The sequence below is a fragment of the Bradyrhizobium sp. U531 genome, from assembly GCF_051710265.1.
Lineage (GTDB): Bacteria > Pseudomonadota > Alphaproteobacteria > Rhizobiales > Xanthobacteraceae > Bradyrhizobium.
On the sequence record NZ_JASVEN010000005.1, the window covers coordinates 204,929 to 225,500 of the forward strand.

General features: G+C 65.0%; 18 protein-coding genes. 7 read left to right on the forward strand and 11 right to left on the reverse strand.

Features of this window, described 5'->3' with window-relative positions; genetic code table 11:
- Positions 1–102: 102 nt before the first annotated feature.
- Both QRQ56_RS23515 and QRQ56_RS23520 read left to right on the forward strand, forming a co-directional pair.
- Positions 103–927 carry an FAD binding domain-containing protein gene (locus QRQ56_RS23515; RefSeq protein ID WP_438743326.1) on the forward strand — a complete coding sequence of 275 codons (825 nt, stop codon included), beginning with the start codon at positions 103–105 and terminating at the stop codon, positions 925–927.
- The gene (locus QRQ56_RS23520) at positions 924–3,665 is read left to right on the forward strand and encodes a molybdopterin-dependent oxidoreductase (protein ID WP_438743327.1); all 2,742 of its coding nucleotides are present in this window, start codon (positions 924–926) and stop codon (positions 3,663–3,665) included. The genes QRQ56_RS23515 and QRQ56_RS23520 overlap by 4 nt, the downstream gene beginning before the upstream one ends.
- Before the next feature lie 182 nt (positions 3,666–3,847).
- On the opposite strand, the gene uraD is transcribed toward QRQ56_RS23520, so the two are convergent.
- From uraD to QRQ56_RS23540, 4 genes are all read right to left on the reverse strand, one after another.
- Entirely contained in the window at positions 3,848–4,735 is an 888-nt protein-coding gene (gene uraD / locus QRQ56_RS23525) for a 2-oxo-4-hydroxy-4-carboxy-5-ureidoimidazoline decarboxylase (RefSeq protein ID WP_438743328.1), read from the reverse strand.
- A 5-nt stretch (positions 4,736–4,740) separates the two neighbouring features.
- Complete coding sequence (puuE, locus tag QRQ56_RS23530; RefSeq protein WP_438743329.1) at positions 4,741–5,676, reverse strand: allantoinase PuuE; 936 nt, start codon at positions 5,674–5,676, stop codon at positions 4,741–4,743.
- The gene (locus tag QRQ56_RS23535; protein ID WP_298243817.1) at positions 5,677–6,090 is read right to left on the reverse strand and encodes a DUF3830 family protein; all 414 of its coding nucleotides are present in this window, start codon (positions 6,088–6,090) and stop codon (positions 5,677–5,679) included.
- Positions 6,091–7,015: 925 nt separating this feature from the next.
- Positions 7,016–7,420: a hypothetical protein gene (locus tag QRQ56_RS23540; RefSeq protein WP_438743332.1), complete on the reverse strand. Its 405-nt coding sequence runs from the start codon at positions 7,418–7,420 to the stop codon at positions 7,016–7,018.
- A gap of 287 nt (positions 7,421–7,707) precedes the next feature.
- Between QRQ56_RS23540 and QRQ56_RS23545 the strand changes: the two genes are divergently transcribed.
- Complete coding sequence (locus tag QRQ56_RS23545; RefSeq protein ID WP_438743333.1) at positions 7,708–7,959, forward strand: DUF2798 domain-containing protein; 252 nt, start codon at positions 7,708–7,710, stop codon at positions 7,957–7,959.
- A 6-nt stretch (positions 7,960–7,965) separates the two neighbouring features.
- On the opposite strand, the gene QRQ56_RS23550 is transcribed toward QRQ56_RS23545, so the two are convergent.
- The 3 genes from QRQ56_RS23550 to QRQ56_RS23560 form a co-directional block, all read right to left on the reverse strand.
- Positions 7,966–9,753, reverse strand: coding sequence for a chloride channel protein (locus QRQ56_RS23550; protein WP_438743334.1), 1,788 nt, complete (start codon positions 9,751–9,753; stop codon positions 7,966–7,968).
- Between the two features lie 8 nt (positions 9,754–9,761).
- Positions 9,762–10,415, reverse strand: coding sequence for a class II aldolase/adducin family protein (locus tag QRQ56_RS23555; RefSeq protein WP_438743336.1), 654 nt, complete (start codon positions 10,413–10,415; stop codon positions 9,762–9,764).
- A gap of 159 nt (positions 10,416–10,574) precedes the next feature.
- Positions 10,575–11,201: a MarC family protein gene (locus tag QRQ56_RS23560; protein WP_438743338.1), complete on the reverse strand. Its 627-nt coding sequence runs from the start codon at positions 11,199–11,201 to the stop codon at positions 10,575–10,577.
- Positions 11,202–11,429: 228 nt separating this feature from the next.
- Here QRQ56_RS23560 and QRQ56_RS23565 point away from each other — a divergent pair, with 228 nt between their 5' ends.
- From QRQ56_RS23565 to QRQ56_RS23580, 4 genes are all read left to right on the forward strand, one after another.
- Positions 11,430–11,993, forward strand: coding sequence for a YciE/YciF ferroxidase family protein (locus QRQ56_RS23565; RefSeq protein ID WP_438743339.1), 564 nt, complete (start codon positions 11,430–11,432; stop codon positions 11,991–11,993).
- Positions 11,994–12,145: 152 nt separating this feature from the next.
- Entirely contained in the window at positions 12,146–12,529 is a 384-nt protein-coding gene (locus QRQ56_RS23570) for an Hsp20/alpha crystallin family protein (protein ID WP_135161854.1), read from the forward strand.
- An 8-nt stretch (positions 12,530–12,537) separates the two neighbouring features.
- Positions 12,538–14,943, forward strand: coding sequence for an endopeptidase La (lon, locus tag QRQ56_RS23575; RefSeq protein ID WP_438743340.1), 2,406 nt, complete (start codon positions 12,538–12,540; stop codon positions 14,941–14,943).
- Positions 14,940–15,104, forward strand: a complete 165-nt coding sequence (locus tag QRQ56_RS23580) for a hypothetical protein (protein ID WP_438743755.1) — start codon at positions 14,940–14,942, stop codon at positions 15,102–15,104. Before lon ends, QRQ56_RS23580 begins: the two co-directional genes overlap by 4 nt.
- 72 nt (positions 15,105–15,176) lie before the next feature.
- Here QRQ56_RS23580 and QRQ56_RS23585 read toward each other — a convergent pair whose 3' ends face one another.
- From QRQ56_RS23585 to QRQ56_RS23600, 4 genes are all read right to left on the reverse strand, one after another.
- Entirely contained in the window at positions 15,177–15,479 is a 303-nt protein-coding gene (locus QRQ56_RS23585) for an HU family DNA-binding protein (protein ID WP_025037698.1), read from the reverse strand.
- Between the two features lie 343 nt (positions 15,480–15,822).
- On the reverse strand, positions 15,823–17,055 hold the full coding sequence (locus QRQ56_RS23590) for an acetyl-CoA C-acetyltransferase (protein ID WP_438743342.1): 1,233 nt from the start codon (positions 17,053–17,055) through the stop codon (positions 15,823–15,825).
- Between the two features lie 181 nt (positions 17,056–17,236).
- On the reverse strand, positions 17,237–18,700 hold the full coding sequence (locus QRQ56_RS23595) for a GH1 family beta-glucosidase (RefSeq protein ID WP_438743344.1): 1,464 nt from the start codon (positions 18,698–18,700) through the stop codon (positions 17,237–17,239).
- 145 nt (positions 18,701–18,845) lie between these two features.
- On the reverse strand, positions 18,846–20,417 hold the full coding sequence (locus QRQ56_RS23600; protein ID WP_438743346.1) for a hypothetical protein: 1,572 nt from the start codon (positions 20,415–20,417) through the stop codon (positions 18,846–18,848).
- Positions 20,418–20,572: the final 155 nt, after the last annotated feature.

Consider the following 20,572-nt stretch of genomic DNA (forward strand, 5'->3'; position numbering starts at 1 on the left):
ACCGGCCCGATCACCCTCGCACCGCGACTTGCTTGTTGCGACCTGGCTCCGGTCTTGCAAGACTCAGCGTCGCGATTCACCGGCGGAAGCTTTGGCACAGCCATGGATTTGAATACCATCACGACTGTGGCCCATCCGCAAACGCGGGCGCAATTGCCGGCCTGGACGGCAGGCGACGCCTGGCTCGCTGGCGGCACGTGGCTGTTCTCGGAGCCGCAGGTCCATTTGCGCCGGCTGGTCGACCTGACCGACCTGAAATGGCCGGCACTGACCATCACCGACAGCCATCTTTCGATCGCCGCCACCTGCACCGTCGCGCAGCTCGATGGTTTCGCCTGCCCGACCGATTGGCTGGCCGCACCTCTGATCGGCCAGTGCTGCCGCGCTTTCCTTGCCTCGTTCAAGATCTGGAAGACCGCGACCGTCGGCGGCAATCTCTGCATGTCGCTGCCCGCGGGGCCGATGATCTCGCTCACCGCGGCGCTCGATGGCACCTGCACTATCTGGAAGGCGGGCGGCGGCGAGCAGCGGATTCCCGTCATCGAGTTCGTCACCGGCAACCAGCGCAATCGCCTGACGCCGGGCGACCTGCTCCGGCAGATCGACATCCCGATCGGTGCGCTGAAGCGCCGCACGGCCTTTCGCCAGATCTCGCTGGCGCCGGTCGGCCGCTCGGCGGCGCTCTTGATCGGAAGCTTTGATGCTGACGGTACGCTCGCGCTGACGGTGACCGCATCCACGGTGCGGCCGATCCGATTGGCCTTCCGCAAGCTCCCCGACGCGAACGCCTTGCACGACGCCATCACGCAGCAAATCACAGACGAGCTTTATCATACCGACATCCACGGCCAGCCGCTCTGGCGCAAGCACATGACGCTGCGGCTCGCGGAGGAGATCCGCGGCGAGCTGCTGGGAGCGATGACGTGAGCTTCGAGATCAACGGCAGCACATTCGCGCAGGAGCCGCGCGCCGGCCAATGCCTGCGCACCTTCCTGCGCGAGCTCGGTCATTTCGGCGTCAAAAAGGGCTGTGACGCCGGCGATTGCGGCGCCTGCACCGTGCTGCTCGACGGTGAGCCCGTGCATAGCTGCCTGATCCCGGCGTTTCGCGCCGAGGGGCGCATGGTGACAACGATCGAGGGCCTCGGCGGCGAGGACGGCGCGCATCCGATGCAGCAGGCCTTCCTCGACGCCCAGGGCTTTCAATGCGGCTTCTGCACCGCCGGCATGATCCTGACCTGCGCTTCCCTGAATCAGGCGCAGCAAACCGATCTCGGCTCCGCGCTGAAGGGGAATATCTGCCGCTGCACCGGCTATCGCGCGATCGAGGACGCCCTGCTCGGCAAGACCAATGTCGAGGCGAGCGTGGAGCCTGGCACGGCCTTCGGCCGCAGCCTGCCGGCGCCGGCAGGCCCCGACATCGTCCGCGGCAAGGCGCGCTACACCTTCGACACCGCAATTAACGGCCTGCTTCACATCAAGCTGCTGCGGTCGCCTCATGCCCATGCCAGGATCGTCACGATCGACAAATCCGCGGCGCTGGGCGTTCCCGGCGTGCACGCGGTGCTGACGCACGAGGACGCCCCCCCGGTGCTGATGTCGACGGCGCGTCACGAAAAGGACTGGATGGACCCCGAGGACACCCGCATCCTCGACGACGTCGTCCGCTTCATCGGCCAAAAGGTCGCGGCCGTCGTCGCCGAGAGCGAAGCCGCCGCCGAGGAGGCCTGCCGGTGGATCAAGGTCAGGTACGAGATCCTGCCGGCGCTGATCGATCCCGAGCAGGCGATGGCGCCGGGTGCGCCCATTCTCCATCCCGACCGTACCACCGCGAACCGCATTGCCGATCCCCAGCGCAACCTCGCGGCGGAGACGCATGGTGAGTTCGGCGATGTCGCGGCGGCGCTCGCAACGTCCGCCGTCACCTATGAGGCCACATATCACAGCCATCGCGTGCAGCATGCTGCGCTGGAGACGCATGGCGGCCTCGCCTGGCTCGATGAGACGGGCGCGCTCAATGTCCGCACCTCGACGCAGGTGCCGTTCCTGACCCGGCGCGCGCTATCCGACATCTTCCAGCTTCCGCTGGACAAGGTGCGCGTGTTCTGCGAGCGCGTCGGCGGCGGCTTCGGCGGCAAGCAGGAAATGTTCGTCGAGGACATCCTGGCGCTGGCCGCGCTCAGGACCGGGCGTCCGGTGAAGCTGGAGCTGACCCGCGAGGAGCAGTTCATCGCGACCTCGACGCGGCACCCGATGCGGGTCCACATCAAGGCCGGCGCCGATGCCGATGGCAAGCTCACCGCGCTGCAGCTCGACCTGCTCTCCAACACCGGCGCTTACGGCAATCATGCCGGGCCCGTGATGTTTCATTCGCTGTCGGAATCCATCGCCGTCTACAATTGCCCGAACAAGCGGGTGGACGGCTACGCCGTCTACACCAACACCGTGCCGGCCGGCGCGTTTCGCGGCTATGGCCTGCCCCAATCGCAGATCGCGATCGAAGCTGCGATCGACGAGTTGGCGATGCAGCTTGGTATCAGCCCGTACGAGATGCGCCGCCGCAACATCGTCACGCCAGGCGATCCCATGCTGTCGCCGCCGCCGTCCGAGTTTCACGACGTGCTCTACGGCTCCTACGGGCTCGACCAGTGCCTCGACCTCGTCGAGCGCGCGATGCAGGCGGATGGCCCGCAGTCGGAACTGTCGGCGGACTGGCTGACCGGTGACGGCGTCGCGCTGACCATGATCGACACCGCGCCGCCGGCCGGCCACCTCGCGGATGCCGCCATCGCGCTCAACGAGGACGGCGGCTTCGAGCTCACCGTCGGCACCGCCGAATTCGGCAACGGCACCAGCACCGTACACCGTCAGATCGCCGCGACGACATCGGCGACCACGGTCGACAGAATCCATTTGCGCCAGTCCGACACCGCCCATGGCGGCCACGACACCGGCGCCTATGGCAGCGCGGGCATGTTCGTCGCCGGCAAGGCTACCCATGCGGCGGCCATGCAGCTTGCCGCCGCGCTAAAGGCGGCCGCCGCCGATGCATGGCTGTGCGACGTCGAGGCCTGCACACTCGAGGACAATGCCGTCGTCTGCGGCGTCCGGCGCATGGCTTTTGCGGAGTTGGCGAAGCTCGGGCGCGAACGCGGACAGCCGTTCGCAGGCAGCGGCAATTCCGACGGCACGCCGCGTTCGGTCGGCTTCAACGTCCAGGGCTTCCGCGTCGCCGTGAACAAGGGCACCGGCGAGCTCAGGATTCTCAGGAGCGTGCACGCCGCGGACGCCGGTATCGTCGCCAATCCCATGCAGTGCCGCGGCCAGATCGAAGGCGGGGTCGCGCAGGCGCTCGGCGCTGCGCTCTTCGAGGAGATGGTGATCGACGCAGAGGGTCGCGTCACCAACCCGAAATTCCGCGACTACCACTTGCCTTCGTTCGCCGATGTCCCGCACACCGAGGTGTTCTTCGCCGAGACGTCCGACACGATCGGTCCCTTGGGCGCGAAGTCAATGAGCGAGAGCCCGTACAATCCGGTCGCCGCCGCGCTCGGCAATGCAATTGCAGACGCCACCGGCATTCGCTTCACGGCGCCGCCGTTCAAGCCGGATCGCCTGTTTCCGGCGCTGCTCGACAAGTTCGGGGGCACCGATGGGACGCGATAGCAGCAGCCACGGCGACGTCGTACTCCCTCGCCCCGCTTGCGGGGAGAGGGTTGGGGTGAGGGGGAGTCTCCGCAAGGACGGCGACAGTTGAAGTCGCGGAGAGTCCCCCTCACCCGGATTGCATCTTCGATGCAATCCGACCTCTCCCCGCAAGCGGGGAGAGGTGAGAGCGCGCCTCGCAGCTAGCTGCCTCGATAGGTCGAATAGCTCCACGGCGTGATCAGCAGCGGCACGTGATAGTGATCTTCCGGCGCGCTGATGCCGAAGCGCAGCGGTACTTCGTCGAGGAACGGCGGGTCGGCCATCGGCACGCTGCGCTCGGTATAATACTGGCCGACACCGAATCTGAGCTCGTAGCGACCGATCGGCAGCGGCCGGCCGCCGATCAGCGGCTCGTCGGTACGGCCGTCCGCATTGATGACGGCACGCGTGATCACGCGGCTCTCGCCGAGATTTGCAAGCTCGACCAGCTCGACCGCGATGCCGGCCGCGGGCTTGCCGATGTGATTGTCCAGCACATGGGTCGAAAGCCTGCCATGCACCTTCAGCCTGTCCTCGGCTGTGACGAGTTGATCGAGCCGCAGCGCGGAGATACGGCCGATCTCCTCGATCGCACGCCGCGTCTCGGTCTTGAGCATGTTGCGCAACCGGATATCGAAATCGCGCAGCACGGAATCCCGGGTGTGACGGCGCACGCAGACGATATAAGGGAAGCCGAACTTGTCCCGATAGGCATTGTTGACGCGCTCGAACGCCACGTATTCGGCGTCCGAGAGCCGGTCGAGGCCGGCACTGTTCTGCTCATCGGTCGAGTCCGCCGTCAGCCCGGCCGCGCGCTGGGCCTTGCTGGCGAGATCGGGGTGCGCCCGGATCAGCGCCAGCTGCACGTTGGGTTCGGCGCCTTGAATCGCGGCCATGAGTGCCGTGTGCAAATCGTTGATGCCGGCGAACGGCCGCTTCGCGGCAAGCTGCTCGGCGATCCACGGCGAATATTCGACGACATTGGCGAGCACGGCGACGAAATCCGCCTTGCCTGCAGCGTTGAGTTCAGCGAGCGAGATCTTCGGCATCGCCCTCACCCGATCTCGAACGCGTCTGCGGCCAGATGCGCGAGCTTGTCGTGCCAGTGCTGCGCGATTTGCAGTCGCGTCGGCACCCAGACGCGATCATGCTTGCCGATGTAATCGAGGAAGCGGATCAGTCCCGCAGCGCGGCCGGGCCGCCCGGCGAGGCGGCAATGCAGGCCCACCGACATCATCTTCGGCGCGGTCTCCCCTTCGGCATAGAGCACGTCGAAGGCGTCCTTGAGATACGTGAAGAAATGCTCGCCCTCCGAAAACCCTTGCGGGTTGATGAAGCGCATGTCGTTGGCATCTAGCGTATAGGGAATGACGAGCTGCTTGCCATTTCCGCCCTTCACCCAATAGGGCAGATCGTCGGCATAGGAGTCGCAGAGATAGAGGAAGCCGCCCTCCTCCATCAGCAATCGGTTGGTGTTGATCGAGGAGCGCCCGGTGTACCAGCCGAGCGGACGCGAGCCTGTCGCTTCGGTATGGACGCGGATGGATTCGGCGATCTCGGCGCGCTCCTGCGCCTCGGTCATGTCCTTGTGCTCGATCCATTTCAGGCTGTGGCTGGCGATGTCCCAGCCCGCCTCGTTCATCGCCGCGACGATCTCGGGGTTACGCTTCAAGGCGGTGGCGACGCCGAACACGGTGGTCGGCCAGTTGCGCGCGGTGAACATCCGCCACAGCCGCCAGAACCCGGCGCGCGAGCCGTATTCGAACATGGATTCGATATTGGCGTGGCGCTGCCCCGGCCAGGGCTGCGCGCCCAGCACGTCGGACAGGAAGGCCTCCGAGGCGCGGTCGCCATGCAGGATGTTGTTCTCGCCGCCTTCCTCGAAATTGACGACGAACTGCACCGCGACCCGCGCGTTGCCGGGCCATTGCGGGTGCGGCGGGTTGCGGCCGTAGCCGCGGAGATCGCGCGGGTAGCTTGGCTCAGTCACTCAGACTTCCTCGAAACGGATCGGCAGGGCGCCCTTCCACAGCACGCTCTTGCCGAGGGGCGCCAGATTTTCCAGGCCCGAGGTCAGCGTGATGAAATGGTTGCCGGCGAGCTGTCCCATCTTGCTCGCGAAATGCACGCTGCCGTAAGCGAGCAGGATCTCGGTCTCGCTGATGCCGCCGGGATAAAGGATGATCTGGCCGGGCGCGGGATAACTGGTGTGGTTCTCGTAGCCGACGCCGAAGTCGAGGTCGCCGAGCGGCATCCACACCCCTTCGCCGCTCCAGCGCACGTGGATGATGTGGCTCTCGAACGGCAGCGCCTTGCGGAAGGCGGCAACGGTCTTCGGTGCCAGCTGCTCCTCGAAGCGGGCATCAAAGGTGAATTCGCCGGCGCGAATAACGAGTTTGCTCATCTCATCTCTCTGGGTCGGAAGCTTCGCCCCCGGAAATCCCTCAAGCAAAGAGCACTCCCGACCGTTTCGCGCAAGAGGCGCGGCCGTGTTGGCGGCGACCGCGAGGGTCGGCGGGTCAGTTCCGCCTGGAAGCTCGCTTCGTCCATTGAAGCGGATCGACGCAGGCAAGTCCATCGGCGTGGCCGGACATGATTGCCGAAAATTTGGCCCTCGCTGTGTCCCGGACAAGCCGCAACGCGCAAGCGATGCGGCGCTGAGCCGGGATCCAGGGACGACACGGTACGGTGACATGGGCCCCGGCTCTGCAGCGCATCACCCCGGACGATGCTCCGCATCGCCGGGCCGCTGCGCTGCGTCCGGGGCACGAGAGCGGTGGATGGGTGGGACGTACGCTCTCTCCACGTCATTGCGAGGAGCTCTTGCGACGAAGCAATCCAGAGTCCCTCCGCGGAGACAGTCTGGATTGCTTCGCTGCGCTCGCAATGACGGTGGATGACGCGACGGCTTCGCTTTCCCGCACTATCTCGCTTGCAGACATACCTTCGCGTTCTCGCGGCTGAATCACCCGAGCGATGCTTGATCTCATCGCCCTCTGAAATCCAAGAGGGCGCAGGGAAGGCCGGGTACCGACATCGCACCCGCGGTCCGCTGCGCGAAATGCACACGCAACCGACACATACGCAAAACCGAATTTCGGTAGAGTGGAATATCTCTGCGCAGGTCGATTGACGGAGGGCGACTACAGGCCCGGTGCGTAGCCCGGATGAGCGCAGCGACATCCGGGAAAGTGCGACATGCCGGGCGAGCGGCCCCGGATTACGCTTCGCTCCATCCGGGCTACGGGAGTACCGGCGCATCAAAAAAGGGCGGCACCACGTGCCGCCCTTTCGCGAAATCCAATTCCGTACCGCGTCGAAACGTTCGCTCAATACGGCCCGTAACGGTAGCCCGGATCGTAATAAAAGGGGCTGCCGCCGCCGTAATAGCCGGGACCGCCGTAATAGGGCCGCGGGCCGTAATAATAGCGGTTCTCGTAGTAGTCGCGGCGCCGCTGCTCGGCGATCACCCCGCCGATGATGCCCGCCGCGGCGCCCATGAAGGCAAGGCCGGCGGCGTTCGACCCGCGCCGGTAATAACGACGGCGGGCTGCGCTGAAGTCGGTAGCATCCGAGGAAGCATGGCTAGCCGCCGGCTTCCCGGAGAGCGCCGGGGCCGAACCAGAGGATGCCGCGGCCGAGGGCGACACCGAGGTTGCGAGCAGCGCCACGCTTGCGAACGCGGCCAGGACCGCATTTCGGCCGGCTGCGGATTTCATCGGTCCATCACTCATCTTGATCTTCCTCTGTTCTCGCCAAAAATTATGTAAGCAAACAGTCGGTAACGCGCAAACCCCTGGAATGGTTTCCTGATCGCGGCAATCCGCCACGCTTCGAACGATTGTAAACCTGACGGCCAGATCCAGCTTGAACCATCCAACCTGAGCGGATAATGAACAGCCGCACCGTTTTTCGGCTGCCGTAAGCGTTTTACGTGAACCAACGCATCAACCGACGCCGTCGGCTCGATGCCATTTTAGGGTTCACCGTGATCGACGCGTCCTTTCCCAAGAGAAACCAGATGACTTTGGTTCGCAAACTGCCGGCGCGCTATGCGCCGATCGTGATGCCATTCGTGCTGTCCATCCTCATGACCGCCGTCGTGTCGGTCATTTCGACGCTACGGAGCCTCGGCCCAACCCCGGCGTTCCTGGCGACCTGGCCAGGCGCCTGGGGGCTGTCCTGGCTGGTCGCCTTTCCCACGCTGCTCCTGGTGCTGCCGCTGGTCCGGCGGATCGTGGCCTGCGTCGTCGCGGCCCCCTCCGGCCGGTAGGAGGCTTTACGACAGCGCGCCCAGCACGCCCCTCGTCGCCTTGTCGATCTCCTCGACATAGCGGCGGCGGGCGAAGTTTTCGGTGAGGAAGCCGACCACCTTGCGGCTGTCGGTGGAATCCACCACCGCCAGCATCTCGGCCTCGGCCTCGTCGAACACCGCCATCGCCGACTTCACGTTCATTTCCGGGATCAGCACGATGTCGATCAGGCGCGCGAGCTCGATCACCTGGATATCGTCGGCGATGGCGTCGAGATCGCTGGAGAACAGGTCCGGCAACAGGACGAGGCCGATATATTCGTCGGTATTGTTGACGATTACGACGCCCGGCCGAGAGCCCAGCACGAACTCGCGCCGGACCGCGGCGATCGTGGTCGTCGAGGGCACCTTGCCGACGTCGGAGCGCATCAGGCGCTCGACGGTGAGATTGCGCAGCCAGCCGACGTCGTTGGCGCTGCGGATAGTCTCCCCGCGCAGATGCAGGCGCCAGGTCGAGAACGAATGACCGAACATGAAGCGGACGCAGATCGAGGTGACGATGCAGCCGGCCAGCACCACGGCGGTAACGTCGACATTGCGGGTCATCTCGAGCACGAGGAACGACATGGTCAGGGGGCCGCCGACGATGGCGACGCCGAGCGTCGCCATGCCCGTCAGCATCGCGACCAGCGGATCGATCACGAAGTTCGGGCTGATCAGGAGCAATACCGCCGCGAAGAACTTTCCGATCAGGCTGCCGACGAACAGCGAGGCAAAGAACAGGCCGCCGCGGAAGCCGGAGGCGAGCGAGATCAGGCACGCCGTCACCTTCAGGGCGATGATCAGCGCGATCAGGCCGATCGTCATGTCGTGAAACAGATCGAGCACCATGGCGCCGTGGCCGGCCGCCAGCACCTGCGGGGTGATGACGGCAAAGCCGCCGACGATGAGACCGCCGAACACCGGCCGGAGCCAGACCGGCAGCCAGGCGAACAGGCGTTCGAAATTCGGCGAGGAGCGCATCACGGCGATGCCGACGCCGCTGGTGACGAGCGCGAGCCCGATCAGGGCCAGATATTGCTCGACGCCGACGGCGCTGACCTTGGGAATCTCCAGCGAATATGGCGCGCCGCCGAGCCATTGTGCGGTGAGCGCGCCGGCGAGCGAGGCCGCCAGGATCGGCGCTGCGCTGCCGACAGAGTAGACGCCGACGATCAGCTCGCAGGCGTAGAACGCACCGGTGATCGGCGCGCCGAACGCCGCCGCGATCGCCGCGGCGGCGCCGCAACCAACCATCAGGCGAAGATCGTTGCGGCGCAGGTTGAAGAACTTCCCGAACAGCGAGGCGATGCCCGATCCGATCTGGGTATAGCCGGCCTCGAGCCCGACCGAGGCGCCGCAGCCGTTGGAGATCAGCGTCTGGCTCGACACGATGACACTGTCCCGCATCGACAGATTGCCGCCGCGCAGCGCGTTCGCCTCGATCGGGTCGACCGCGCTCGAGATCTTCATCCGCCGCCGCGACCATTCCATGATGCCGAGCGCCAATCCGCCGAGCGCAGGCGCGATCAGCGCCGCCCAGGGGCTGACCCGGGCGTTGGCAGAGAGGCGGACGTCGACCGGAATGCCGTAGATGACCATATGAGCGATCTGCGCGATCTCGGCCATCAGCGTCACGATGGCGCCGGCGAGTGTGCCGATCACCAGCGACAGCGGGATCAGGTAGAACTCGTTGCTGCGCAACAGCGCGCGCAGCCGAACCATGACGCGGTTGGATCCCTTGCGATCGGTGAGATGTCTGATCCGCACGAACACCGCCCGCCCTAACCTTCCGACAGGCCGTAGCCGGCCATGCGCTGGCGAACCCGCTCGATCTCGTCGCTGGCGAGGAGCGGCGGCTGTCCGATCTGGAGGCAGCCGTGATATTGCCGCGCCAGCGTCTCGACCTCGACGGCCAGCCACATCGCCTTGTCCAGCGTCTTGCCGATCGTGATCATGCCGTGATGGTCGAGCAGGCAGGCGAGCCGGCCCTCCAGCGCCCGCACCGCATGCTCGGACAGCTCCGCGGTTCCGAAGGTCGCATAGGGCGCGCAGCGGATGCTGTCGCCGCCTGCCGCGGCGATCATGTAGTGCACCGGCGGAATCTCCATCCCCATGATCGCCAGGATGGTGCAATAGGTCGGATGGGCGTGCACGACGGCGTTGACGTCACCCCGCGACTTCAGGATGTCGCGGTGAAAGCGCCATTCGCTCGACGGCTTCTGGGCAGGCGCGTGGGCGCCGTCCATGGTCATGAAGACGATCTGGTCCGGCGTCATGGCCTCATAGGGCACGCTGGTCGGCGTCACCAAGAGCCCGTCCACATGCCGGACAGAGATGTTGCCCGAAGTGCCCTGGTTGATGCCGAGCGCGTTCATGCGCCGGCAGGCGTCGATGATGGCCTGTCTCTTGGCGAGCTCGTCCGCTGTCATCGACATCCCGATTCCCTTACGGTGGGCTTGTTGGATCGGGAGTACGTCAAAGCGACATGGCAGTGCAAGCGAAAGCGGCCGGGAGCCTGCATTGCCCCGGGCGAGACTCCCGCCAGACCACGAAAATGCACGGCAAAATCAACGGATTTGCGTGATATCGCAGTCCTATGACAGGCTGGTCCGGACGGCCGCGATCCCGTTGATCACGAACTGCACCGAATAGGCGGCGAGCAGCATGCCGAGGACGCGCGAGAGCACGGCATTTCCGGTGCGGCCGAGGGTGCGCGCGATCAAGTGAGCCGAGACGAAGCACAGCATGCAGATCAGGCAGACCGCGACGACGACCGCGATGATGATCGCGAGCCTCGCGCCATAGCCGGCATCGCCCGCGAGCAGCAGCGTGGTCGCGATCGCGCCGGGACCGGCCATCATGGGAATGGCCAGGGGAAACACGGCGACATCGGAGGCGTGCTCCGAGGTCGCCTTGTCGGCCTCGCGGGCCTCGCGATGCGGACGGTCGCCGAAGATCATCTGGTAAGACACGCCGAACAGCAGCAGCCCGCCGGCGATCTGGAAGGCGGGGATGCCGATGCCGAGCTGGCGCAGCAGCCAGTTTCCGACCAGCGCGATCACCACCAGGATCGAGGTCGCGATCAGCGGCGCCCGCAGCGCGATCATGCGCTTGACCTTGTCGGGCATTCCCCCCGTGGCGGCCAGGAAGGCCGGCGCGAGCCCGACAGGGTCGACCACCAGCAGCAGCGTGACGAAGGCGGACAGAGCGAAGTCGAGCATGGTCGGCGTGGTCCTTGGACGCAGGAACGATGGCGGCCGGGCTGACTTAGCCCAGCCGATCCCCTTTGGAAATCACCGGAGACGACGATGGCCGACGGTGGAATTGGAATGCTCCCAACGATCGTCGCGCGCGGATGTCGGTTTGGAACTTTCATTCATGAAGCGGCTTTGATCGCCTGTGGATTGAGGAGGGCGAGGCCTTCCCGTGTTACCTCATGAGGAGGATGTATGGCTAAAGCAAAGAAACGAACGACGAAGAAGACCGCGACGCGCCGTCCGCGTCAGCCGCCGAAGATGCTGAGCGACCTGTTTCTGGAGACGCTAAAGGACATCTATTTCGCCGAGAACAAGATCATCAAGACCTTGCCGAAGATGGCCAAGGCGGCGCAATCGAAGGATCTCGCGGCGGCCTTCAACAAGCACCTGCGCGAGACCCAGGGTCAGGTCAAGCGGCTGGAGCAGATCTTCAAGATGCTGGGTAAGCCCGCGCGCGGCAAGCCCTGCGAAGCCATCAACGGCATCACCGACGAGGGTGCCGAGATCATGAAGGACTTCAAGGGCGCGCCGGCCCTCGATGCGGGACTGCTCGCCGCCGCCCAGGCGGTCGAGCATTACGAGATCTCGCGCTACGGCACCTTGCGCACCTGGGCCGAGGAGCTCGGCATGCAGGACGCAGCAAGGCTGCTTCAAGCGACGCTGGACGAGGAAGAGGCGACCGACCATTCGCTGACCGAGCTCGCCACGTCCGTGATCAACCTGGAAGCGGAAGAAGAGTACCGCGACGCGGCCTGATCCGCGCCGCTGCCGATTGAGCAAACGCCGCGGCCCGTGCCGCGGCGTTTGTTTTTCAATCGCACGACGGCGCATGGCACGTCGGCGCCTGCGCACTGGACTTCCGGGGAACCGGCACCATATGCAGGCTTTCCCACCCCCCGAGCCCCAACATGCAACCGAAAAATCCCCTCGACTGGATGCTGTCCGAAGCCCTGGACTCGCTGACCCGCGCCGACCGGCTGCGCCAGCAGTTCGGCCGCCAGGAAGCCTGCTGGGAGCCGCCGATCGACGTGCTGGAAACCGAGCACGAGCTCCTGATCCTGGTCGCGCTTCCCGGCGTCAATCCGGACAATGTCGAGACGGTCATTCATGACGGCGTGCTCGTCATCTCCGGCCAGCGCACACTGCCGCCGGAGCTCCGCAACGCCCGCATCCACCGGCTCGAGCTGCCGCAAGGGCGCTTTGAGCGCCGCATCGCATTGCCCCTTGGCCGCTACGCCATCAGCCGCTTCGTGATGGACGGCTGCGTCGCGCTGCGTCTCGCCAAATCCTGAGGTCGATCATGGCCACCGAACAGATGAACAACGAACAGACCAACACCGACGTGAAGATCCCCGACGACGCGCTGATCGTCATCCCCGTGCGCGAGATGGTGCTGTTCCCCGGCGCCATCGCGCCGATCACGATCGGCCGGGCGAAGTCCATCGCCGCCGCACAGCAGGCGCTGCGCGAGCAGCGGCCGGTCGGCATCGTCCTGCAGCGCAGCCCCGAGACCGAAGAGCCCGGGCCGGACGACCTCTACCGGGTCGCGACCATCGCCAACATCGTGCGCTACATCACCGCGCCGGACGGCACGCATCACATCGTCTGCCAGGGCGTGCAGCGCGCGCGCATCCTCGACTTCCTGCCGGGGACGCCGTTCCCGGTCGCGCGCTTCCAGCAGATCCCGGAACCGACCACGACCTCGCCCGAGATCGAGGCGCGGGCGCTGAACCTGCAGCGCCAGGCCATCGAGGCGATCGAGCTGCTGCCGCAGGCGCCGCCCGAGCTGGTCGCGATGTTCCAGAGCACCAGCGCGCCCGGCGCGTTGGCGGACCTGGCGACCTCGTTCATGGACATCAAGCCGCAGGACAAGCAGGAGGTCTTGGAGACCATCGACCTCACCCTGCGCGTCGAGAAGGTGTCAAAGCATCTGGCCGAACGGCTGGAGGTGCTGCGCATCTCCAACGAGATCGGTCAGAAGACCAAGGCTTCCTTCGACGAGCGGCAGCGTGAGGCGATCCTGCGCGAGCAGATGGCGACCATCCAGCGCCAGTTGGGCGAAGGCGACGGCAAGGCGGCCGAGGTCGCCGAGCTGACTGCTGCCATCGCCAAGGCCAACATGCCGCCGGAGGCCGACGCGCACGCCAGGAAGGAGCTGCGCCGCTACGAGCGCATGCCGGAGGCTGCCGGCGAAGCCGGCATGGTCCGCACTTATCTCGACTGGCTGATCGAGCTGCCCTGGGCGCTGCCCGCGGAGAAGCCGATCGACATCAAGGAAGCGCGAGCCATCCTGGATGCCGACCATTTCGGCCTGGAGAAGATCAAGACTCGGATCATCGAATATCTGGCGGTGCGCAAGCTGGCGCCGCAGGGCAAGGCGCCGATCCTGTGCTTCGTCGGCCCGCCCGGCGTCGGCAAGACCTCGCTCGGCCAATCCATCGCACGCGCGATGGATCGCCCCTTCGTGCGCGTCAGCCTCGGTGGCGTCCACGACGAGGCCGAGATCCGCGGTCACCGGCGCACCTATATCGGCGCCCTGCCCGGCAACATCATCCAGGGCATCAAGAAGGCAGGCTCGCGGGCCTGCGTCATGATGCTGGACGAGATCGACAAGATGGGGCGTGGCGTGCAGGGCGATCCCTCCGCCGCCATGCTGGAGGTGCTCGACCCCGAGCAGAACGGAACGTTCCGGGACAATTACCTGGGCGTGCCCTTCGACCTGTCGCGCGTCGTCTTCATCGCGACCGCCAACATGCTGGACCAGATCCCGGGCCCGCTGCTGGACCGCATGGAGCTGATCAGCCTTGCCGGTTACACCGAGGACGAGAAGCTGGAGATCGCGAAGCGCTATCTGGTGCGGCGGCAGCTCGAGGCCAACGGCCTGACGGCCGAGCAGGCCGAGATCGAGCCGGAGGCGCTGAAGCTGGTGGTCAAGGGTTACACCCGCGAGGCCGGCGTGCGGAACCTCGAGCGCGAGATCGGCAAGCTGTTCCGCCATGCCGCGGTGCAAGTCGCCGAGGGCACGGCATCCAAGGTCGTGGTGGCGTCGAAGGACATTGTCACGGTGCTCGGACAGCCGCGCTTCGAAGGCGAGATCGCGCAGCGCACCAGCGTTCCGGGCGTGGCGACCGGCCTTGCCTGGACGCCGGTCGGCGGCGACATCCTGTTCATCGAGGCATCGAAGGTGCCCGGCAAGGGCGGGATGATCCTGACCGGCCAGCTCGGCGACGTCATGCGCGAGAGCGTGCAGGCGGCGATGACGCTGGTGAAGAGCAAGGCCTCGCAGCTCGGCATCGATCCGCAAGCGTTCGAGAGGAGCGACATCCACGTTCACGTGCCGGCGGGGGCGACCCCGAAGGACGGGCCGAGCGCGGGCGTTGCGATGTTCACGGCGCTGACGTCCCTGCTCACCAACCGCACGGTGCGCAGCGACACCGCCATGACCGGCGAGATCTCGCTGCGCGGCCTGGTGCTGCCGGTCGGCGGCATCAAGGAGAAGGTGGTGGCGGCTGCCGCCGCCGGCCTGAAGCGGGTGATGCTGCCGGCGCGCAACAAGCGGGACTACGACGACATCCCGAAGAGCGCGCGGGACAACCTCGAATTCATCTGGCTGGAGCGCGTCGACGAAGCCATCGCCGCGGCACTCGAGCCGGCCGAGGCCAAGATCGATGCGAAGATCGATACCAAGGCAGAAGCCGCGGAGTGAATGCGATGAAGAAACTATTGGAAGAAGCGAAGCGATCGCGGACAACGCAGCGGCTGCGCCAGCTGCTCGATCGTGCCGTCGATCGGGTGCGCGATGCGCTTGCAGGACCCGAGCCGCGGCTTCAGCCTGTCCCGGTCCGGGTGAAGCGCCGCAAGGGTTGAGCCCTCCGTCTCAGGCCCTCGCGGCTGCCCCAAACAAAAGGCCCCCTCTAATCCGAGGGGGCCTTTGCGTTGTTAGCCCACGGCGTCCTTGGCCGCCTTGACCGGGCGGGCGCGGACGATCTTGCGGGCCGGCTTGGCCTTGAACATCATCTCTTCGCCCGTGAACGGGTTGGTGCCCTTGCGAGCCTTGGTCGCGGGCTTCTTGATGACGACGAACTTGGCGAAGCCCGGCACCAGGAACAGGCCGTTCTTCTTGAGCTCCTTGTGACCAACGTCGGTCAGCGTCTCCATGACGTTCTTGACGTCGCGCTTGGAAAGCTCGGTAGCGGTCGCAATCTTTTCGATCAACTGCGATTTGGACATCTGGGTGGCCATCGTGTCTCCTCTGATTCGTGACGGCTGCATATTAGACCAACCGGCGAAGGCCTATAGCCTTCTGCACAGTTTTGTCGCGGTTTTACGGGCTTTTTTGCCCCCATCCGACAAAAAACCCTGCTTTTTAGCTGCTTCCGGAGTGGAAGAAACCTCAAGCAGCGGATTTTGCCTTGTTTCAAAGGCCCGTACGACATCTTGCTAGAACTGATTCGCCGCTTTCGACAAGCGACGACCGGCCTCTTTGTGAAAGGAGGCGCGTGATTCACCCTGAAAAATAAGGTCCGGAGTGCATATCGCGGTCTTCCTCCCCGTAAAAACAGGGAGAAAGTGACGCGGCGATCGGCTAGACGCGCTCGATGATGATGGCGGGCGCCATGCCGCCGGCGGCGCACATTGTGACGAGACCACGCTTCAAGTCACGCCGTTCGAGCTCGTCGAGCACGGTGCCGATCAGGATCGAGCCGGTGGCGCCGATGGGATGGCCGAGCGCGATCGAGCCCCCGTTGACGTTGACCTTGGCGCGATCGAGCTTGAGATCGCGGATGTATTTTTCCGCCACCACCGCGAAGGCCTCGTTGATCTCGAACAGGTCGATGTCGTCGACGGCGAGGCCCGCCTTCGCCAGCACCTTGTGCGTCGCCGGCACCGGCGCGTTCAGCATCAGGGTCGGCGAGTCCCCCATGTTCGCCATCGCGACCACGCGAGCACGGGCCTTGAGGCCGTGCGCCCTGGCATAGGCGGGCGAGGCCAGCAGGATCGCGGCAGCGCCGTCGACGACGCCGGAGGAGTTGCCGGCGTGGTGCATGAAGTCGATCTCGAGGTCAGGATATTTCTGCAGGATCAGACCGCGATAGGTCGTTCCCTTGTCGTCGAGCGCGTAGTCCGCGATCGCGGGGAAGGCCGGCTTCAGGCTGCTCAGCCCCTCCATCGTGGTCTGCGGCCGCGGATACTCCTCGTGATCGAGCGCGAGGCTGCCGTCCTCGCGGTGGACGGGCACGAGGCTCTTCTTGAAGTGGCCGTTCGCGATCGCATGCGCGGCGCGCTTCTGGCTTTCCAGCCCAAGCGCGTCGACATCCCGCCGCGTGATCCCTTCCATGGTCGCGATCGCGTCCGCGCAGACACCCTGATGCGACTGCGGATGTATTGCCCGCAGGTGCAGATTGCCGTTGTCCATCATCATCGGACCGGAGCCGCGGCGTCCCTCCATCGACATCATCTCGCAGCCGCCGGCGATGACGAGGTCTTCCGCGCCGGCCATGATCGAGTTCGCGGCCATGTTGACGCTGGTGATGCCGGAACCGCAAAATCGATCCAGCGTCACGGCGCTGGCGCGCACGTCGTAGCCGGCATCGAGCGCCGACATCCGGCCGAGATCGCCGCCTTGGGTTGCGACCTGCGCGCTGCAGCCCCAGACGATGTCGTCGACGTCGGCCGTATTGATGCCGGTACGCTCCGCGAGGGCGCGCAGCACGGTTGCGCCGAGCTGCTGCGGATGAATGCCCGAAAGCGCTCCCTTGCCGGCCTTGCCGACACCGCGCGGGGTCCGGCAGGCATCGATGATCAGTGCGTCAGCCATGGGCGTTGTCCTCTTGTTATGGGTTGTTGAGGACGGTTTTGGATAAGGGGGCGAGGAGAGTCAATGCGGAGCGTGAGATGCCCTCTTCCATTCCTCACTGGATTTTCCGCTGAGCGAAAGCCTCCGCGGCGTCATGGCCGGGCTTGTCCCGGCCATGACGAACTCAGCGCGAGGGAGGTGCTCACGCTCCCGCCGCGTTCTTCGCGATCACGTTGCGGTAGAAGCTGGCACTGAGTTTTGGCGTGCGGACCTGGGTGTCGAAATTGACATGGTACAGCCCGAAGCGCTTGTTCAGCCCGTACACCCATTCGAAATTGTCCATCAGGCTCCAGAGAAAATAGCCGCGCACCGGCACGCCTTCGGCCGTGGCACGCTGGAGCTGGGCAAGATAGTTGCGCAGATACATGATGCGGTCGGTGTCGTAGATCTTGCCGTCGGGCGTGACGACGTCGTCGCCGGAGGCGCCGTTCTCGCTGATATAGATCGCATCCGTCTTCCAGATCTTTGCCGCCAGCTTCGGCACCCAGTAGAGCGTCTCCGGCCCGACGCGCAGCCAGTCCGAATTCATGTGCGGGAACGATTTCGGAATCGGCAGCGGCATGAACCCCGCGCCCTGGTCGGAGGCCACCACATAGTTCTGCGGCGCGTAGATGTTGAGGCCGAGGAAGTCGACCGGCGAAGAGATGATCTTGAGCTCCGCATCGGTGTATTTCGGCGCGTTGGCGCCGGCATATTTCAGGAACGCGTCGGTGTAGCGGCCCGTCATGATGACGTTGAGATAGCCGGCATTCATCTCGCGCAGCGCGATCTCGGCGGCCCGGACGTTCTCCGGCGTGTCGATCGCGGGCGCGCAGGCATCGATGTTCTCGGCCGGGCCCACCCGGGTGCCGCGGCGGCCATGGGCGCGCACCGCTTGCACCGCGAGCCCGTGGGCCAGAGCGCTGTTGTGCCTGATCTGGTTGACCTCGGCCTGCGGCAGCGTCTGCCCCGGCGCGTCGATGCCGATACCGTAGCCGAAATAGACGAAGCGGCCGCTCTCGTTCAGCGTGAAGACGTTCTTGACCCGGTCGGTCAGGTGAGCTGCGACATAGCCGGCATAATCGCCGAAGATCTTGCAGGTCTCCTGCGAGCGCCAGCCGCCGAAGCGATCCTGAAGCGATTGCGGCAGATCCCAATGATAGAGCGTCAGCCAGGGCTCGATGCCGTTCTTCAGGAGCTCGTCGATCAGACGGTTGTAGAAGTCGAGCCCTTTCGGGTTCGGCTTGCCATCACCGTCCGGAAACAGCCGCGGCCAGGCCACCGAGAAGCGGTAGGCCTTGCAGCCGAGCGCCTTGATCAGCACGATGTCCTCCTTGTAGCGGTGATAGTGCTCGTTGGCGCGGTCGCCAGTAGTGCCGTCCTCGATCTTGCCGGGGATGCGCACGAACTTGTCCCAGATCGAGGCCCCTCGCCCGTCCTCGTTGACCGCGCCCTCGACCTGATAGGACGAGGTCGCGGTGCCCCAGACGAAGCCGGCCGGAAAGCCGCCATTGTTGCGCAGCGACGCGGCCGGCTTGGCTTCCGCGATGCCGGGCGGGCTTGCCAGGCTCGCAGCAGACAGCCCCGCGAGTTTCGCGAACCGGCGACGCGAGACCTTGTCCGACATTGATGCAGCTCCACTTCCGACCTGTTGCGGGCGCACAATGGCGAGTCCGGGGCGGTTTGAGAAGCCGGCGAGCCGAGGGCTGAGCTGCAGAATTGCTGCACCTGGCGCATGGCCCTCGTTTTTGAGGTGCCTCCTCGCTCCTTCGCTAAGGTGCGCGGCGAATCCTGTAGAGAGCGAAGCGGGCGGACCTGTCCAATTCCTGCAGCAGGTCCGGCAGCGGGTTGGTGATGGCTGGGCCAACCAGATAGAGATAGTCGTAATCCCGATACCAGTTGCGGACGACGAGGGTGTCATCGGGCACCGTCGTCTTTGCTGCGGCAATTGCGCTCAGCAGGCGTATCGGCACCGGCCCGTCATTGGGAATGGCGAGACGGCGGACCTCGGCGCGCGCCTGAACCGGCTGCTTGCCCGTTTCGGCGAATACGTTCGATACGAAAGCGTTCGCATAATGCACGGCGAGCGTCGGCGCATAATAGATCGGATATTGAGTGAGGTCCTCGAACGGCGGGTCCTCGCTGTCCGCGCTGGTCCCGATCAGTATCTTCGCGCCACGGTCGATATGCTGAAACGAGTCGATGATGGCCGAATAGTCCGAACGGTAGGACAGCCAGACCTCGAGCACGACGCCGAGATTGGCGAGCGTGATGCCTGCGACAAGCACGAGCGCAGCGATCGTCCATCGACGAGACGGCAATGACAGCGAGCAGAAGGCCGGAAGGATCAAGGCGGCCGCGGGCAGAACCCGGATATCCGCAAACGACGTGCCGAACAGCCTTGGCGGAATTGCAAGATAGAGCAGCGCGAAGCCGGCTGCGATCCAGATCCCGGCGGACTTGAGCTCCAGCACGCTGCATCTGGCGGCGGCATACAGCGCGACCATCAGCACGATCGCGCTCATCCCCGACACGGCCATGCTGTAGCCGTTCATGATGAAGAACGGCCAGAGCAGCTTGTGGTCAAAACTCCAAAAGGTTCCCTCGCTTCCGACAGAGCCGGCGTTCAGCCGCATGACGACCAACGACGCGACGGCCGGTGTGGCGAGCGCGATGAGCCGGAGTGCGACATCGCGCGCAGGACGCTTTCGGCCGAAGGCGCGCCACAGCTCATAGAAGCCGAGCGTCGCGCCATAGACCCCGAGGGCAAAGAAATGCGCCGCTAGCAGCACCACGACGGATGCGGTGTTGACGACGAGACGTAAGGGCACTTGTTGCTCGGCAACGGCGAGATAGACGGCAATGCCGCAGAGTGCGATGCCGAGGGCGCATTCGAAATTGATGAAGCCCCACGAGAACGGAAGGCAGTAGAGGAACATGAGCGCCGCGAAACCGGCGAGATGAATGCGTCCTTTCACAACCCATTCGAGCGCCAGTGCGCCGCCGACTATCAATGTCTGGCTGAAAAGGAGGAACAGCCGGGTGGCGATCTCGGCGCCGACCAGCCGCGCCATCCACGGCACCACCAAATCCATCGCCAGGTTCGGATAGAAAGCCCAAGCCGCCTGATAATAGGGATTGGCATCCGCGGCGCCCATTTCGCTGAGAAGATACATGCGGGCGAGGTGATTGACGTAATCGCCCATCGCCGGAATCGGAGCTAGCAGCGTCGGGAGAAGCGACGCGATGGCCAGCAGGGCGAACACGACCGTCGCGACCGACCGATCAGAGCGGGTGTTGCGAGCGCTGAAATTCTCTGCCGTCGAGAGAGCCGGTACATGCACGCGAAGACTCCGGGGATTCGAACCCGGCAGGGTTGTTGTTATCCTTGCAAGCTATTTGGGATAGAGTCTTCTAACAACCCGTTAATCGGTTGTGTGATGGAAATATATCTACCCTAGCAAGAATAGGGAGCGCGGGATAAATTGAACTTGGTTTT